The following is a 14,558-nucleotide window of genomic DNA, read 5'->3' on the forward strand; positions in this document are numbered from 1 at the left end:
CCTAACGAACGGTAGGTAGGGGATGAAAATGACAGCAAACCGCATTAAAGCTGTAGCACTTTCTCATTTCGCACGCTACGGCTATGAAGGAACTTCATTGGCAAATATTGCTCAAGAAGTTGGGATTAAAAAACCATCGATTTACGCACACTTTAAAGGAAAAGAAGAGCTATATTTCATATGCTTAGAATCTGCTCTTCAAAAAGATTTGCAGAGCTTCACAGGCGATATCGAAAGCTTTTCCAATTCGTCCACTGAAGAATTGCTTTTAAAATTATTAAAAGGGTATGCAAAACGATTTGGTGAAAGTGAAGAATCAATGTTTTGGTTACGAACTTCTTATTTTCCGCCTGATGCATTTCGCGAACAAATTATTAATAAAGCAAATGTACACATTGAAAACGTCGGAAAACTTTTATTCCCTGTATTTAAAAGAGCAAGCGAACAAGATGAGCTGCATAACATTGAAGTAAAAGACGCCTTAGAGGCTTTTCTATGCTTACTCGACGGTCTTATGGTTGAACTATTATACGCAGGTTTAAATCGTTTTGAGACACGTTTAGACGCTTCTTGGAAAGTATTTTGGCGCGGACTTTCAAACTGACGGATTGCCCTTTGCAATGCGTCGTTTTTAAGCCCTTTACCTAACGACTGGTAGGAAGGAGAAATGACATATGGCATGGATTTATGTAATCATCGCTGGTATTATTGAAATCTTTTGGGTGATTGGACTAAAAAAAGCAGAGGCACCACTTGAATGGGCTGGTGTTGCTCTATTAATTACAATTAGTTTCGTCTTATTATTTAGAGCTTATAAAGATTTACCTGTCGGCACTGTATACGCAGTCTTTACAGGAATCGGAGCTGGTGGAATCGTTCTTACAGAGATTTTCATCTTCGGAGAACCTTTCTCTATCGTAAAAGTTTTATTAATCGGTTTAATCTTCTTCGGAGTAATTGGTTTAAAACGAGTAACAGAAGAAAAAGAAGCGAAGGAGGCCGCATAAAATGGCTTGGGTATTTTTAATTCTAGCTGGTATTTGTGAAATTATTGGTGTACTCTTTATGAAAGTAGCCACTGAAAAGAAAGGCTGGGCACCAAAAGTTATTTTAATCGCTAACTTCGGCGTAAGCTTCTTCTTCTTATCTCTTGCGATGAACACATTACCGATGGGAACTGCTTACGCAATTTGGACTGGAATCGGAACTGCTGGAAGTGCACTTCTAGGCATTCTCATTTTCCGAGAATCAGCGGATTGGCGTCGTCTTGCTTTCTTAAGCTGCATTTTATGCGGCGCTGTTGGCTTAAAACTATTAAGCTAACGTGAGGTGAATGTCATGTGGAAAGAACAAGGAAAGAAAATATTAGCATAGATCACACTTTGTATCGTCATTCTATTACAAATAAGTTTTCATATAATAGAATCATTGTTTCATAAAGTATTATCCATTCTCACATTCCTTCCTAACATGACACTTGAAATTATATCGATTGTTTGGTCCATTATCGCCTCCATTGCAATCGTCATTATATGGAGTATCGCCAAACTATGGAATAAGTTATTTAAAAAGGACAGTACTTCTGAAAAAGAGTAACTGTCCTTTTTTATATTCATTCAGACTTTCTGTAGAAGTTAGATGTGATAAGACAAAACAGACCAATTATAACAATACTTATACCAATTCCTTTATGCAAATTAGGAAACGGTGATGGTATGTCTGAATAAAAATTTGATAACAAAAGACCTATTGACAAAAATAATACTCCTATTTCAAATAACAATTTTCGTTTCCCCATTGTTCCCCCTCCAATTTTTTTCATACATTCCTTTCTTTTGGACATACTACCCAAAAAAAGGAGTGGATAATATGCAAAATTCTATACATAAGCAAATCCTATTTTTATTTTTCCTATTTCTTATTCTCATCATCGTTTTCAGCTTTATATTACATACTCCGAAAGATGTGCCAAATAGCGTTTCTTTTTATAAACTACTGCTCTCGTATTGTCGTTATTGAAGAAGGTGCCTTTTATAGGGCACCTTTTAAAATTCTCTCTTCTCATACAATTTCACTGAAACGAAGATAGATGCTATGAGCATACATATTGAACCAATGAATAACAAGGTATTATATAATTGAATTTGTTCCAAGTTGATTTGAAACAAAGTTTCTAAAATAACAATCGGCGCCATGAATATTACTATTGTAATAAGAATAGTTTTTTTATATCCTAACCAAAAAGATATTGGTAGAACAAAGCTTAAATACACTAAAATAAAGCTAATACTAGCAAGCAATGTCGTTTCAATAAATTCAAATAGGTTAATCCCATTCTTCATTCCCATCGTGAAACAGCTGACCGTTACACTTATAAAAAGAATAATAATTGCTACTATATATTTCGCATACACAATTTGTTTTCTCAATATTGGTAAACTATTTACTATAACTTCACTCTCATTTTTACTATCTGCTTCAAATGTTTTTACTGTTGCCCCAATTGTAATAATTACTGACATAATGATGAATAAATTTTCCGTATCTGTTAAGGCCATATAAAAGAAAACAGGATACAGTATGTACCAAATTAAAAATTTCCATTGAATGATGAAATCTTTTAAAATTAGTTGCTTGATCATGTATTACACCTCCTAATATGAAAATGTCCCTTCTATAACTCTGCCTCCTGAAACATTTTCATTGAGAGGAACATGGATACGAATATACTCACTAATACTCCGATACCAAGAACACCCATTGCTTGTGTAGCCTCTTGAGAGTGAAGTACTTTTAACATAATTGTTTTATCACCAAAAATATTGCACATAAGACCAATCATACCCATTAAAGGAAAAAGCATAATCAAATTCAAGACAGTAATAACTTTATATCCCCCAATGTAATTAGTCGGTATCGTTACTGCACAATAAATCAAAGTTGCTACTATTGCTGAAAATATTGCATATCCAGGCATAACTATATCTCTGTTCAATAAAATATTCCCTAATATTACGACTATAAAAGTTACACTCAAACCAGCCATAATAAATAATGTGCTTGAAATATATTTAGCTATAATTATCTCTTTTCTCGTTATAGGCAAACTCACTAATACTTTTTCTGCTTTACTTTTCTCGTCATAATAAAAAGAAATATATATAATCGTACTACATGTTATAAATACTCCTATTGCAATCCCCATTGGTTCGACGGAATTCTTAAAAATAGATAAAATAGGGATTAAAAAGTAGAAAGGAAACATCTTCTTCTGTAAAAAAAACTCCTTCAAAATCAACTGTTGCACATGAATTCTCCTCTCTATAAATCACGCGTTTCATAAATTTTAATTGTAAGAAGCATAGAAACGATATAGACACTAGCTAGTGTGATTAATCCAACTATAAATATGCCAAAATGTAATGGATTCATAATCCAATTAATGAATGATGCCGTAACACTTTCTCCGTCACCAATAAACATTCCAACAATAACACCTATTCCAGCGGCTCCACCTGTAAATATTCCACGTACTACTTTTGATTTTGTCCCATAATAACTCGGGAATAATGCTGTAATATAAACTAAAGAATATACAGCACCTCTGACTACTACATACCAAGGAATTTCAATATACAAATTGGGATGATAAGCTCCAATATCACCAATGACAGCGATACCTCTTATAAGAAAAACAACTAGCGTAGTAGAAATCATGCCACCTACAATAAATATTACACCCGAAATATATCTAGCAATAATGATATCCTTTCGTCCAACAGGTAAACTATTTATAATAACATCACTTTTATTTTTTTCATCCATCGCTATTAGTATCATAGAAGATGATATCGTTATGAGTAAGCAACTCATTGGAAATAACAATTCACCATCTGGATCTAATCCAAAGAAAACAAGAGGCATAATAAAATACACTAACCACATAACCCGAAAAAAGAACAAATCTTTATAGATTAGCTGACGCATAGGCACCTCTCCCTTTCGCAGTGTAAACGATAATGTCATCTAATGTAGGCTTTTCTAGTACAACCTCATTTCCAAACCAATCGATAATTCCTTGTTTATCCTTCGCTAAACCTTCAAAACCAAACTTACTTTTTCGTAATCCAACAAATAGTTCTTTTCCTTCTCGATCTAATAAATCATTACTTCCTTTTACGATTACGTAGTTCTCCATTAAGTCTTCTTTTTCACCAGTAAATATAATTTCTCCATCATTGATGAACGTAACATAATCTGCAATGCGCTCTAAATCTGTTGTAATGTGCGTTGAGAATAATACGGATACTTCATCTTCCATTACAATTTCTTGCAACATATCAAGTAATTCACTTCGAACAACTGGATCTAACCCTGCTGTCGGTTCGTCCATAATAATAAACTCTGCGTGGTGCGAAAGTGCGATTGCAATCGCAAATTTCATTTTCATTCCTTTTGATAATTCTTTAATTTTTTTATACTTTGGAACTTGTAATCTATGCATATACGATTGATACTGCTCTTCGTCCCACTTTTTATATAACGGTGCAATAATACGCTTCATTTGTTCACACGTTAAATCTTCGTAATAATGATTTTCATCATATACAAAGCCGATATTTTGTTTTATTTCCTTTTCAGCTTTCTTATTGTCCTTGCCAAAAATTTTTATATCTCCGTTATCTTTTTTAATTAAATTCATAATCATTTTGATCGTCGTACTTTTCCCGGCCCCATTCGGTCCGACAAACCCCATAATATATCCGCGTGGTAACGTAAAACTTATATTTTTCACTGCGAAACCTTCATAACTTTTACAAACGTTTTTTAACTCTAACATCTCTCTCATTCCCCCTTATATAAAAACGCAATCATCTGCTGTAATTCTTCAAGTGAAAGCTGCAACGCTTTACTTTCATTCACAATCTCTTCCGCTTTACTTTCCAATAGGCGAAGCCTTTGTTCTTTTAATAGTTCATTATTTTTACGTGAAACATAAGTCCCCTTCCCAGCAACAGTTTCTATATATCCTTCTTTTTCAAGCTCCTCGTATGCACGCTTCGTTGTAATGACACTAATTTGTAATTCCTTCGCTAAGCTACGAATAGACGGTAATTGATCTCCACCCTTTAAACCGCCATTTAAAATAAGCTGGCTTAATTGTTTTCTTATTTGCACATAAATAGGGTCTTGGGAAGAATTCGAAATAATAATATTCATGTTTTCCTCCAGTTTGTGTATATACTGTGTATACCTTATATATACAGTATATACACACCATCCTATTTTTGGCAAGAAAAAAAGACCAACATTTTCCTGTTGGTCTTTCGTATATGTATCACTTTTCAAAGCGATCTAACATCTCGTCTCTCATTCCGAAACTTACTACTGCAATTCCTATATACATAAACAGAAGGAATGCCGGATGAACTGTGTTGTACCAGCTGCTGTCAACGATTAAGTAAATCGTTAATGCCACAACAAGAACAAACGCTAAGATAAACATATAAAAGTGTCTTGTACTACCCATGATAAACTCCTCTCTTCTCACTTCACCATTCAACAGTTTATTTTATCGAATAATTCGATATGACTCAAGGTTAACTTTCTGTTATGTAATCAAGTTCCACCTTTACAATGTCCTCACATGCTATTGAAATGATTGTTCCTTGTTTATCAATCGCCGTCACTTCTCTATTATCCATTACACGATTTGCTACTCTTTCTAACACTTTCCCTTGGTCTCGATAGCAAAATTCTTTTACATCTTTAATTGTTTCTCCATTTTCTAAATGGTATACCATTCTATAACATCGATATCCCAAAATTTCACCCCCGTCTTGTTCGTTTTTTCACATATACATAAAAATGAGTAATCTTTGCCTCATCACATCTTCTTAATTTCAATAAAATTCTAACAAAAATAAATACTTTTATCAAACCGACTTTTTCAACAAAACTACCTATAAAACTACACCTTTACACCATTAGGAAACAAAAAACATATTTTTTTAACATTTTCTTCACTATTTCTGCATAAAGTGAAACTTTAATCAGTGGGGATTTTTGTTCATTCCCACTGATTATTAGTTGAACCAATCGGGCATTTACGGACAGTTTATCTCCAACCTGGCTTCTTTGCACCAGCTAAGTTTTGAGTTGAGAGTTTACTGTCCGTTAATGCGGGACAAATTATCCATACAAAAAAAGAACCCGCCTCAGCGAGTTCTTCTTTTGTTATTTTAATCAAACTTGTACAGGAGCTGGCTTCGCATAACGTAAAACTGGTTTACGTGCAGCCATCGTTTCGTCTAAACGTTTAATGACTGTCGTATGCGGTGCTTCTTGTACAACTTCTGGATTTTCTTCTACTTCTTTAGCGATTTGAATCATCTTATCAATGAAACCATCTAATGTTTCTTTTGATTCTGTTTCTGTCGGCTCAATCATAATACATTCTTCCACATTTAATGGGAAGTAAATTGTTGGTGGATGATAACCGAAATCAAGCAGACGTTTTGCAATATCTAATGTACGTACACCAAGTTTCTTTTGACGACGACCTGATAATACAAATTCATGTTTACAATGTCTATCGAATGGAAGATCGTAGAATGGCGCTAATCTTCTCATCATATAGTTCGCATTTAATACCGCATACTCAGTTACTGCACGCAATCCATCTGGACCCATAGAGCGAATATACGTGTATGCACGAACGTTAATTCCGAAGTTACCATAGAATGGTTTCACACGACCAATTGCTTCTGGACGGTCGTAGTTGAAGTGATAACCATTTTCGGTTTTCTCTAAAATCGGTTTTGGTAAGTACGGAATTAAATCAGCTTTCACACCTACTGGACCAGAACCTGGGCCACCACCGCCGTGAGGACCTGTAAATGTTTTATGAAGGTTTAAATGCACAACGTCAAATCCCATATCTCCTGGGCGTGCTTGGCTTAATACCGCATTTAAGTTTGCACCATCATAGTATAATTTACCGCCTGCATTATGGACGATTTCTGCCATTTCTAAAATATTTTCTTCGAATAAACCTAATGTATTAGGGTTTGTTAACATAAGTGCTGCTGTTTCTTCGTTTACAACACGTTTTAAGTCTTCTAAGTCAACAAGGCCATTTTCATTTGATTTTACTGTAATTGTTTCAAAACCAGCTACAGTTGCAGATGCTGGGTTCGTTCCGTGAGCAGAGTCAGGCACAATTACTTTCGTACGGTTAAAGTCACCATTCGCTTCATGGTATGCACGAATTAACATTAAACCTGTCCATTCTCCGTGTGCACCAGCTGCTGGTTGTAAAGTAACAGTATCCATACCTGTAATTTCAATTAAATGCTCTTGTAAGTCGTACATTAATTCCATTGCACCTTGTACTGTCTTTTCATCTTGCAACGGATGAATATTTGCAAATCCTGCGAAACGAGCTACACTCTCATTAATTTTCGGATTATATTTCATCGTACAAGATCCAAGTGGATAGAATCCAGAATCCACACCGTGGTTACGGTTTGAAAGTGCTGTATAGTGGCGCATAATATCAAGTTCAGATACTTCTGGTAGCTCTGCATCTTCTACTCGAATATAATCGCTCTCAAACACATCTTCTAGTTTCACTTCTTCTACATCTAATTTGGGTAAGCTATATCCTATGCGTCCTTCTTTACTCACTTCAAAGATAAGTGCTTGGTCTTGGTTCTTCATTGGATAGCCCCCATTTCGTTTACAAGTGTGTCAATTTCCTCTTTTGTACGAAGCTCAGTTACTGCTACAAGCATATGGTTTTCATGCTCTTTATAATCACGGCCTAGATCGTAACCACCGATAATATTCTTTTGTAATAATGCATCGTTTACTTCTTTCACTGGACGTTTGCAATCTACAACAAACTCATTGAAGAATGGTCCAGCAAATGTTACTGTGAAGCCTTTCGTTTCAAATTGACGTTTTGCATATTGTGCTTTAGAAATGTTTTGACGTGCCATTTCTTTCACACCTTGTTTGCCAAGTGCCGTCATTGCAACAGAAGCTGCTAATGCATTTAACGCTTGGTTTGAACAAATGTTAGATGTCGCTTTATCACGACGAATATGCTGTTCACGTGCTTGTAACGTTAATACAAATCCACGTTTACCATCTGAATCTACAGTTTGTCCAACAAGACGTCCTGGAATTTTACGCATAAATGCTTTCGTTGTTGCAAAGTAACCACAGTGCGGTCCACCAAACTGCGTTGGAATACCGAATGGTTGTGCATCACCGATTACAATATCAGCACCAAATTTCCCTGGTGGTGTTAATGCGCCTAATGATAATGGATTTGAAGAAACGATAAATAATGATTTTTGTTGATGAACGATTTTTTCAATATCAGCTAATTTTTCAACTTGTCCGAAGAAGTTTGGATATTGAACGATTACACAAGCAACTGTATCATCTACTTCACTTTGTAATACGTCTAAATCTGTTACACCATCTTTATGATTAATTTCAACAACTTCAAGATTTTGACCTTTTGCATACGTTTCAAGTACTGCTCTTGATTCTGGATGAACCGCGCTAGATACAAGAATTTTCTTTTTGCGAGTATGGCCAGCTGCTAACATTGCCGCTTCAGCTAAAGCTGTCCCCCCGTCATACATAGAAGAGTTTGCTACATCCATTCCTGTTAATTCACAAATCATTGTTTGGAATTCAAAGATTGCTTGTAATTCCCCTTGTGAAATTTCCGGTTGGTATGGTGTGTAAGCTGTATAAAATTCTGAGCGAGAAATAACATGATCTACAATTACTGGAGCATAATGATCGTATACGCCTGCTCCTAAGAAAGAAGCGTATTCTTTTAAGTTAGCATTTTTACTAGCCATTTGAGATAGCTCTTTTAAAAGCTCTGGCTCTGATTTTGCTTCTTTAATTTTTAAATCCCCTTTAAAACGAACACTCTCTGGAATATCAGAGAATAATTCATCGATTGTTTGAACGCCGATCGTTTGTAACATTTCTTTTTTGTCTTCTTCTGTCATTGGAAGATAACGATGCAACATGAAATCTACCCCTCTCCCCGTTACTTTGAACGTTTGTAAAATGGTGTTGGAACAACTACTGCTTTGACGCGTTTATTACGAATTTCAATTTCTACTTCTGTATCAACTGCTGCGTATTTTACATCAATTAGTGCTAAACCAATGCTTTTCTTTAACGTTGGAGATTGTGTACCACTCGTTACTTCCCCAATTTTTTCTTCACCAATAAATACAGGGTAATGCGTACGAGGAATTCCACGTTCGATTACTTCGATGCCGACTAATTTACGAGGCGCACCGTTTTCTTTTTGCTCTTTTAACGTTGCTTTTCCAAAGAAGTCTGCTTCTTTATTTGTTTTTACCGCAAAGCCAATTCCAGCCTCAATCGGTGTAATATCTTTTGATAATTCTTGTCCATAAAGTGGTAATGTTGCTTCGAATCGAAGTGTATCACGAGCACCTAAACCACATGCTTTTAAGCCCTCTTCTGCTCCAACTTCAAGAAGTTTCTCCCAAAGTTTTGCAGCATCTTCACTCTTACAGTAAATTTCGAATCCATCTTCACCTGTGTAACCTGTACGAGATACAAGTGCTGGAATTCCATCTACAAGAATATCGTTTTTAAATTTAAAGAACTTAATTTCTTTCAAATCTTCTGACACAACTTTTTGTAAAATGCCTTCTGCTTTTGGTCCTTGAATTGCAAGCTGTGCAACTTCACTAGAAACATTGACTACTGTCGCATCGCCAATTACATGACTTGCTAACCATTCGTAATCTTTCTCGATATTTGATGCATTGATTACTAATAAATAGTCTTCTTCACCACGTTTGTAGATTAATAAATCATCTACTGTACCACCATTTTCGTAGCACATAGCTGTATATTGTGCGCCCCCTACCTTTAAGGTAGATACGTCATTTGTAACAACACGTTGTAAAAATGCTAAACTATCTACACCTTTTACTTCAACTTCTCCCATATGAGACACATCGAACAAACCTGCAGCTGTACGTACAGCTTCGTGTTCTTCTTTAATGCTTGAAAATTGAACTGGTAATTCCCAACCACCAAAGTCGATTGTTTTTCCACCATACTTCGCGTATACATCAAATAACGGTGTACGTTGTAATGTAATCATGCTCTCTCCCCCTTATGCTTTGACAAATCAATAAAAGTTGCTTCCCTTTTCTAAACATTTTCATTCTGAAAAGATAGGATATACGGAATCTCATTATATTTTTTTATGAAAGCGTAAATAAAAAATCACTTTCTTGGATAAAATACGAAAGATTCCACACATTTCACACCATTATCCTAACATCATTCGCTATATTTCATCAATATTCTAGCATAAAAAATAATTTAGAATTTTTTATGTTAAAACACAATAAATACAGCTTTTGAGATTTAATACTTTATTATTGTCTATCATATAGCCTTTAATAACGATAATTATGCCTTCTTTTAAGGCAAATCATCATACATTAAAAAATAATTACTTTAGTTTATAAAAGGTGGGAGAGTTGTAATGAATGTCGATATTTCCGTAGATCGGACATGGCAAAACAATTTTTTAAATAGAATTGACGAAGATGGTCCTTGGACAAACTGGGATTTATATCACTTAGCTTATGAAACAGAAAAATCGTTACTTGTTCCTACTTTTGATGGACTACAAGCACCGAAACATTTATCCCATTTCACACCGCTTCCGCATCAATTAGAAGTCGCTCAAAATGTGATTGAACAAATGAACGGTAAAGCGATTCTAGCAGATGAAGTAGGCCTTGGAAAAACAATCGAAGCTGGACTTATTTTGAAAGAATATATGGTCCGCGGGCTTGTGAAAAAGGTACTTATACTTGTCCCAGCTTCTCTCGTATCACAATGGGCATACGAACTGAATACAAAGTTTTTCATTCCCGCTGTAGCACAAAAGAAAAGCTACTCATGGGAACAAGCTGACGTAATCGTATCATCAATTGATACTGCGAAACGTTCACCACATCGCGATATCGTGTTGAACTTGGAATATGACCTTATTATTATCGATGAAGCACATAAACTGAAAAATAATAAAACAAAAAACTATGAATTTGCACAACGATTAAAAAAGAAGTTTTGTTTATTACTAACCGCTACTCCTGTTCAAAATAAGATTGATGAAATTTTTAACCTTGTTTCTTTATTAAAGCCAGGACATTTAGGCAATCAATCCAACTTTGAAGAATATTACGCTTCCAAAAATCGCTCAGCCGAATCAGATGAAGACTTAAAAGCTCTCATTAATAAAGTAATGGTGCGAAATAGACGACATAATACCGGTATCGATTGGCCGAAGAGACATGTACGTACAATTTTTGTTGAGTTTAATGAACAAGAACAAGCTCTATATAATGATATCGAAAATTGGCGAGGACAAGACGCCTTCACATCTGCTTTCTCATCGTTAACTTTAAAACGGGAAGCGTGTAGTAGTCGTGAGGCTGTTTACTATTCATTGAAAAAGCATGTAGAAAAAAGACAGAAAGAAAACGAACATTATATAAAAGATCCACATATCGATGTGCTAATGGACAAAATTAATCATATTCCTTTCAACTCAAAAGCAAATAAAGCTCTTGAGCTTATAAAAGAAATTGACGATAAAGTCGTTATCTTCACAGAATATCGAGCGTCACAAATGTACTTACAATGGTTTTTACAACAACACGGTATTTCTTCCGTTCCATTCCGCGGCGGGTTTAAACGCGGGAAGAAAGATTGGATGAAGGAGCTTTTCCAAAACCACGCACAAGTATTAATTGCAACTGAAGCTGGTGGTGAAGGGATTAACTTACAGTTTTGTAGCCATATGATCAATTATGATTTGCCATGGAATCCAATGCGTCTTGAGCAAAGAATCGGACGTATTCACCGTCTCGGTCAAAAAAATGATGTTCATATTTATAACTTAGCTACAAAGCATACTGTTGAAGAACATATTCTGAAACTGTTATATGAAAAAATCAACTTATTCGAGCGTGTTATTGGTGAACTCGATGAAATTTTAACGAGAATTAATATGAAAAACATCGACGCGCACATTCAAGAAATTTTCGCGCAATCAAAAAGCGAAGGTGAAATTAGAATTAAGATGGAAAACTTAACATCTATTATCGACTTTGCGAAACGAAATGAAGCTGAGGTGCAAGGCTATGCAGCAACATGAAATTCATAATTACTTATACAATTTCTTTGAGGCGAATAACTGTGAAATTTTAGAACGTTCTCCCCATTTATTAGATGTACAGTTAACAATTGAGATGGATAAATTATTAATGAATCGCCCTTTTTATTGGCACTATCTTGAGAAAACAGGAGGCGTACCGAATCCGATGCGCCTTACTCTTATTACAAATCCAGAAAATGAAGAAAATGATGGTGAGCTTATTCACTACGGTTCACCACGTCTACATCAAATTTTCCAAACGACAAAAGAATTAGGCTCATACATACGTTTATATGAGGATGTAAGACATAATGGGGCAACACATACACCGCTCCACCCTTGGCTCGGTATTAATATAAAAGTTTCCTATCAATGTGATCGAAAAAAAGACATCCTTCACTCGATTGGTATTCATCTCATTTCTGGAACAATGATGGCAAACTTTCATGAAACATTAACAAACATTAAACTTACACCAAAAATACCTGATTTTTGTTTTACGCTCTCGCCCATCATTAAACCTCAAAGTGGTTTACAACGCATAGAAGACGCTTTAAAAAATATAATTGCAGAAGATGACCATACGTGGGCAAAAGAAGCAAGAGTGCGTTGGAATCATGATTTAGACCTTTTAAACCGTTTTTATGAAGAAAGTGACGAACTTCCTGAGAGCTATGAAATTGAAAAACAAGCTCTGCAAGAACAGTATGAACCACGTATTACAGTGCAAATTATTAACGGTGGACTCTTTTATGTTACCGCGAATCATTTTCTATCAAAATAAAGCTCCTTCTGCTTTAGAAGGAGCTTTATTTCGAGTTATTCTCTATCCTCATTATGCTCTTGTTGTTTTTGCTTTGCCATGCGTTTTTGATACGCACGATCCTTCGCGCTCACATGATTTGCATCAGTTGGAAGATTTTCTTTCGAACGTCCAATTCCATTGCTCATCTTTCCCACTCCTTTTTACGTTTTTCAGAATACATGTTTATTTTCAGCTAGAGTTACAATCCTTATACAAAAAAATAAGAGCAGCCATTGGCCACTCTTACTCGCTCACATATTTTTGAAACATATCATGGATGCCTTTATTTACTAGGTTCGAGATCTGCTCGTCAGATTTATTCGGATAACGATCACGCAATCTGATAGATGCCTTCACCATTAAATTTTCTAATACAGAACGGCCACCTTCTCCATAAATAATTTCAGCATATTTAACAAGCCTTCCATCCTCTACTGTTGCTGGATTATGATTGAAGAAAAATTTACTCATTGTCTCCACCTCTCTCTTTTGATAACGTTTACATTTATATAGATTATTTATGTTATTTATTTCACAATATTGTATGCATGTATATTTAATTAGTTTCATTATAAAGCAACATATCGATAGTAAATATGTGATTTTCCGTCCATTTTGTGAACAAATTAAAAATGAAAGCGTTTCCTTTATTATATACTAAAAAAACTTACTACGCTAGGGGCAATTTTTTTCAATCTACTCCCCCTCGAAAATTGATATATTTTTTCTTTTCCCATTAAACCTTATACAATTTTCAGAAATTATATTATAAAATATATGTATGACTTAAGGAGGCTTTGTATGAATCAAAATAAAAAAGCTATATTAGATCTTGTCTTTTATCTCGTAATCCCATTCCTCATTTGGAAATTTGCAAAACCTTATATCGATCCTTATTACGCGATGTTACTTTCCTCTGTTCCGGGGATTATTTATACACTGTATACCTTTAAAAAAGAAAAACAGTTTAACGTGACAGGGTTCTTTATTTTAATTACACTCATTTCTAATACAACGGTAGATTTATTATCTGGGTCAGCTGAACGAATGTTGTGGAATGATGCATATTATCACATCGTACTCGGTATTATCGTCATATGTACAATTTTTATAAAGAAACCACTTATGTTATATTTCGCAGCAGATATTGCCGCACTGCAAGGCCATGACCGTGATAAAAGTCGTGAGCTTTATCGTGATAGTCGTATTTATCCAGCACTACAATATTTAACGCTATTTTTCGGTCTACAATTCATATTAAAAAGCTTCTTAAAAATTTATTTCATCTCTGTTTTCGGTGTAGATGGCTATGGTGAAATGAGAGCGATTATGACCGCTGTTGGATGGGGCATTTCCATTTGTATCGGAATTGGATTTGTTTGGGTAAATAATAAAATACATGCCGTTACGGAAGAACAAGAATCCGTGCAGTAAATAAAAATCCCCTAGTGTAATACGACACTAGGGGATTTTGGGTTTGCTAAACATATGACTAAA

General features: G+C 35.0%; 21 protein-coding genes. 8 read left to right on the forward strand and 13 right to left on the reverse strand.

Translation table 11 applies throughout. The annotated features are described in order from the left end of the window. The first annotated feature begins 22 nt into the window (after positions 1 to 22). The 4 genes from HFD78_RS06835 to HFD78_RS06850 all read left to right on the forward strand — a co-directional run bounded on the left by HFD78_RS06835 (position 23) and on the right by HFD78_RS06850 (position 1,596). Positions 23 to 604, forward strand: a complete 582-nt coding sequence (locus tag HFD78_RS06835; RefSeq protein WP_002005730.1) for a TetR/AcrR family transcriptional regulator — start codon at positions 23 to 25, stop codon at positions 602 to 604. 70 nt (positions 605 to 674) lie between these two features. Next, positions 675 to 1,007 (forward strand): DMT family transporter, encoded by a 333-nt coding sequence (locus HFD78_RS06840; RefSeq protein WP_000312339.1) that lies wholly within the window; start codon positions 675 to 677, stop codon positions 1,005 to 1,007. A 1-nt stretch (position 1,008) separates the two neighbouring features. Beyond that, a complete protein-coding gene (locus HFD78_RS06845; RefSeq protein ID WP_000312623.1) occupies positions 1,009 to 1,323 on the forward strand; it encodes a DMT family transporter in 315 nt (104 codons plus the stop codon). Positions 1,324 to 1,374: 51 nt separating this feature from the next. After that, complete coding sequence (locus HFD78_RS06850; RefSeq protein WP_238797726.1) at positions 1,375 to 1,596, forward strand: DUF3975 family protein; 222 nt, start codon at positions 1,375 to 1,377, stop codon at positions 1,594 to 1,596. A gap of 16 nt (positions 1,597 to 1,612) precedes the next feature. Here HFD78_RS06850 and HFD78_RS06855 read toward each other — a convergent pair whose 3' ends face one another. From HFD78_RS06855 to gcvT, 11 genes are all read right to left on the reverse strand, one after another. Next, complete coding sequence (locus tag HFD78_RS06855) at positions 1,613 to 1,798, reverse strand: hypothetical protein (RefSeq protein WP_000518066.1); 186 nt, start codon at positions 1,796 to 1,798, stop codon at positions 1,613 to 1,615. A gap of 247 nt (positions 1,799 to 2,045) precedes the next feature. Beyond that, positions 2,046 to 2,642 (reverse strand): ABC-2 transporter permease, encoded by a 597-nt coding sequence (locus tag HFD78_RS06860; protein WP_000595346.1) that lies wholly within the window; start codon positions 2,640 to 2,642, stop codon positions 2,046 to 2,048. A 32-nt stretch (positions 2,643 to 2,674) separates the two neighbouring features. Then, positions 2,675 to 3,307 carry an ABC-2 transporter permease gene (locus HFD78_RS06865; RefSeq protein WP_001186564.1) on the reverse strand — a complete coding sequence of 211 codons (633 nt, stop codon included), beginning with the start codon at positions 3,305 to 3,307 and terminating at the stop codon, positions 2,675 to 2,677. A gap of 14 nt (positions 3,308 to 3,321) precedes the next feature. Next, positions 3,322 to 3,987, reverse strand: a complete 666-nt coding sequence (locus HFD78_RS06870) for an ABC-2 transporter permease (protein WP_001249426.1) — start codon at positions 3,985 to 3,987, stop codon at positions 3,322 to 3,324. After that, positions 3,968 to 4,840, reverse strand: a complete 873-nt coding sequence (locus HFD78_RS06875; protein ID WP_000891307.1) for an ABC transporter ATP-binding protein — start codon at positions 4,838 to 4,840, stop codon at positions 3,968 to 3,970. Before HFD78_RS06875 ends, HFD78_RS06870 begins: the two co-directional genes overlap by 20 nt. 5 nt (positions 4,841 to 4,845) lie before the next feature. Further along, entirely contained in the window at positions 4,846 to 5,220 is a 375-nt protein-coding gene (locus HFD78_RS06880; protein ID WP_001021353.1) for a GntR family transcriptional regulator, read from the reverse strand. Between the two features lie 118 nt (positions 5,221 to 5,338). After that, positions 5,339 to 5,530 carry a hypothetical protein gene (locus tag HFD78_RS06885; RefSeq protein WP_000535933.1) on the reverse strand — a complete coding sequence of 64 codons (192 nt, stop codon included), beginning with the start codon at positions 5,528 to 5,530 and terminating at the stop codon, positions 5,339 to 5,341. Between the two features lie 70 nt (positions 5,531 to 5,600). Further along, positions 5,601 to 5,804 (reverse strand): DUF3929 family protein, encoded by a 204-nt coding sequence (locus HFD78_RS06890; protein ID WP_000262496.1) that lies wholly within the window; start codon positions 5,802 to 5,804, stop codon positions 5,601 to 5,603. 442 nt (positions 5,805 to 6,246) lie between these two features. Further along, positions 6,247 to 7,722 (reverse strand): aminomethyl-transferring glycine dehydrogenase subunit 2, encoded by a 1,476-nt coding sequence (gcvPB, locus tag HFD78_RS06895; protein ID WP_000795702.1) that lies wholly within the window; start codon positions 7,720 to 7,722, stop codon positions 6,247 to 6,249. Continuing rightward, the gene (gcvPA, locus tag HFD78_RS06900; RefSeq protein ID WP_044584858.1) at positions 7,719 to 9,062 is read right to left on the reverse strand and encodes an aminomethyl-transferring glycine dehydrogenase subunit 1; all 1,344 of its coding nucleotides are present in this window, start codon (positions 9,060 to 9,062) and stop codon (positions 7,719 to 7,721) included. Before gcvPA ends, gcvPB begins: the two co-directional genes overlap by 4 nt. A gap of 20 nt (positions 9,063 to 9,082) precedes the next feature. Continuing rightward, positions 9,083 to 10,183, reverse strand: a complete 1,101-nt coding sequence (gene gcvT / locus HFD78_RS06905; protein WP_000631769.1) for a glycine cleavage system aminomethyltransferase GcvT — start codon at positions 10,181 to 10,183, stop codon at positions 9,083 to 9,085. A 390-nt stretch (positions 10,184 to 10,573) separates the two neighbouring features. Between gcvT and HFD78_RS06910 the strand changes: the two genes are divergently transcribed. Further along, the gene (locus tag HFD78_RS06910; RefSeq protein WP_001100037.1) at positions 10,574 to 12,256 is read left to right on the forward strand and encodes a DEAD/DEAH box helicase; all 1,683 of its coding nucleotides are present in this window, start codon (positions 10,574 to 10,576) and stop codon (positions 12,254 to 12,256) included. Then, positions 12,243 to 13,040: a YqhG family protein gene (locus HFD78_RS06915; protein ID WP_001183964.1), complete on the forward strand. Its 798-nt coding sequence runs from the start codon at positions 12,243 to 12,245 to the stop codon at positions 13,038 to 13,040. Before HFD78_RS06910 ends, HFD78_RS06915 begins: the two co-directional genes overlap by 14 nt. A 35-nt stretch (positions 13,041 to 13,075) precedes the next feature. Here the strand turns inward: HFD78_RS06915 and HFD78_RS29790 are convergent, their stop codons facing one another. Both HFD78_RS29790 and HFD78_RS06920 read right to left on the reverse strand, forming a co-directional pair. Further along, positions 13,076 to 13,207, reverse strand: a complete 132-nt coding sequence (locus HFD78_RS29790; RefSeq protein ID WP_098022444.1) for a hypothetical protein — start codon at positions 13,205 to 13,207, stop codon at positions 13,076 to 13,078. Between the two features lie 97 nt (positions 13,208 to 13,304). Beyond that, positions 13,305 to 13,532, reverse strand: coding sequence for a hypothetical protein (locus HFD78_RS06920; protein WP_000032702.1), 228 nt, complete (start codon positions 13,530 to 13,532; stop codon positions 13,305 to 13,307). Positions 13,533 to 13,605: 73 nt separating this feature from the next. Here HFD78_RS06920 and HFD78_RS06925 point away from each other — a divergent pair, with 73 nt between their 5' ends. Both HFD78_RS06925 and HFD78_RS06930 read left to right on the forward strand, forming a co-directional pair. Further along, positions 13,606 to 13,722, forward strand: a complete 117-nt coding sequence (locus HFD78_RS06925) for a hypothetical protein (protein ID WP_001987222.1) — start codon at positions 13,606 to 13,608, stop codon at positions 13,720 to 13,722. A gap of 140 nt (positions 13,723 to 13,862) precedes the next feature. Then, the gene (locus HFD78_RS06930; protein ID WP_001073111.1) at positions 13,863 to 14,495 is read left to right on the forward strand and encodes a VC0807 family protein; all 633 of its coding nucleotides are present in this window, start codon (positions 13,863 to 13,865) and stop codon (positions 14,493 to 14,495) included. The last annotated feature ends 63 nt before the right edge of the window (positions 14,496 to 14,558 follow it).

This window comes from Bacillus sp. EKM501B, from assembly GCF_011800505.1.
Taxonomy (GTDB): domain Bacteria; phylum Bacillota; class Bacilli; order Bacillales; family Bacillaceae_G; genus Bacillus_A; species Bacillus_A cereus.

Excerpts from the sequence above, each read along its gene's own strand:
- HFD78_RS06835 (WP_002005730.1), top strand. The coding sequence starts at position 23 with ATGAAAATGACAGCAAACCGCATTAAAGCTGTAGCACTTTCTCATTTC.
- HFD78_RS06925 (WP_001987222.1), top strand. The coding sequence starts at position 13,606 with ATGCATGTATATTTAATTAGTTTCATTATAAAGCAACATATCGATAGT.
- HFD78_RS06860 (WP_000595346.1), bottom strand. The coding sequence starts at position 2,642 with ATGATCAAGCAACTAATTTTAAAAGATTTCATCATTCAATGGAAATTT.
- HFD78_RS06855 (WP_000518066.1), bottom strand. The coding sequence starts at position 1,798 with ATGGGGAAACGAAAATTGTTATTTGAAATAGGAGTATTATTTTTGTCA.
- HFD78_RS06930 (WP_001073111.1), top strand. The coding sequence starts at position 13,863 with ATGAATCAAAATAAAAAAGCTATATTAGATCTTGTCTTTTATCTCGTA.
- HFD78_RS06880 (WP_001021353.1), bottom strand. The coding sequence starts at position 5,220 with ATGAATATTATTATTTCGAATTCTTCCCAAGACCCTATTTATGTGCAA.
- HFD78_RS06885 (WP_000535933.1), bottom strand. The coding sequence starts at position 5,530 with ATGGGTAGTACAAGACACTTTTATATGTTTATCTTAGCGTTTGTTCTT.
- gcvT (WP_000631769.1), bottom strand. The coding sequence starts at position 10,183 with ATGATTACATTACAACGTACACCGTTATTTGATGTATACGCGAAGTAT.
- HFD78_RS06870 (WP_001249426.1), bottom strand. The coding sequence starts at position 3,987 with ATGCGTCAGCTAATCTATAAAGATTTGTTCTTTTTTCGGGTTATGTGG.
- HFD78_RS06875 (WP_000891307.1), bottom strand. The coding sequence starts at position 4,840 with ATGTTAGAGTTAAAAAACGTTTGTAAAAGTTATGAAGGTTTCGCAGTG.
- gcvPA (WP_044584858.1), bottom strand. The coding sequence starts at position 9,062 with ATGTTGCATCGTTATCTTCCAATGACAGAAGAAGACAAAAAAGAAATG.
- gcvPB (WP_000795702.1), bottom strand. The coding sequence starts at position 7,722 with ATGAAGAACCAAGACCAAGCACTTATCTTTGAAGTGAGTAAAGAAGGA.
- HFD78_RS06910 (WP_001100037.1), top strand. The coding sequence starts at position 10,574 with ATGAATGTCGATATTTCCGTAGATCGGACATGGCAAAACAATTTTTTA.
- HFD78_RS06920 (WP_000032702.1), bottom strand. The coding sequence starts at position 13,532 with ATGAGTAAATTTTTCTTCAATCATAATCCAGCAACAGTAGAGGATGGA.
- HFD78_RS06840 (WP_000312339.1), top strand. The coding sequence starts at position 675 with ATGGCATGGATTTATGTAATCATCGCTGGTATTATTGAAATCTTTTGG.
- HFD78_RS29790 (WP_098022444.1), bottom strand. The coding sequence starts at position 13,207 with ATGAGCAATGGAATTGGACGTTCGAAAGAAAATCTTCCAACTGATGCA.
- HFD78_RS06890 (WP_000262496.1), bottom strand. The coding sequence starts at position 5,804 with ATGGTATACCATTTAGAAAATGGAGAAACAATTAAAGATGTAAAAGAA.
- HFD78_RS06845 (WP_000312623.1), top strand. The coding sequence starts at position 1,009 with ATGGCTTGGGTATTTTTAATTCTAGCTGGTATTTGTGAAATTATTGGT.
- HFD78_RS06915 (WP_001183964.1), top strand. The coding sequence starts at position 12,243 with ATGCAGCAACATGAAATTCATAATTACTTATACAATTTCTTTGAGGCG.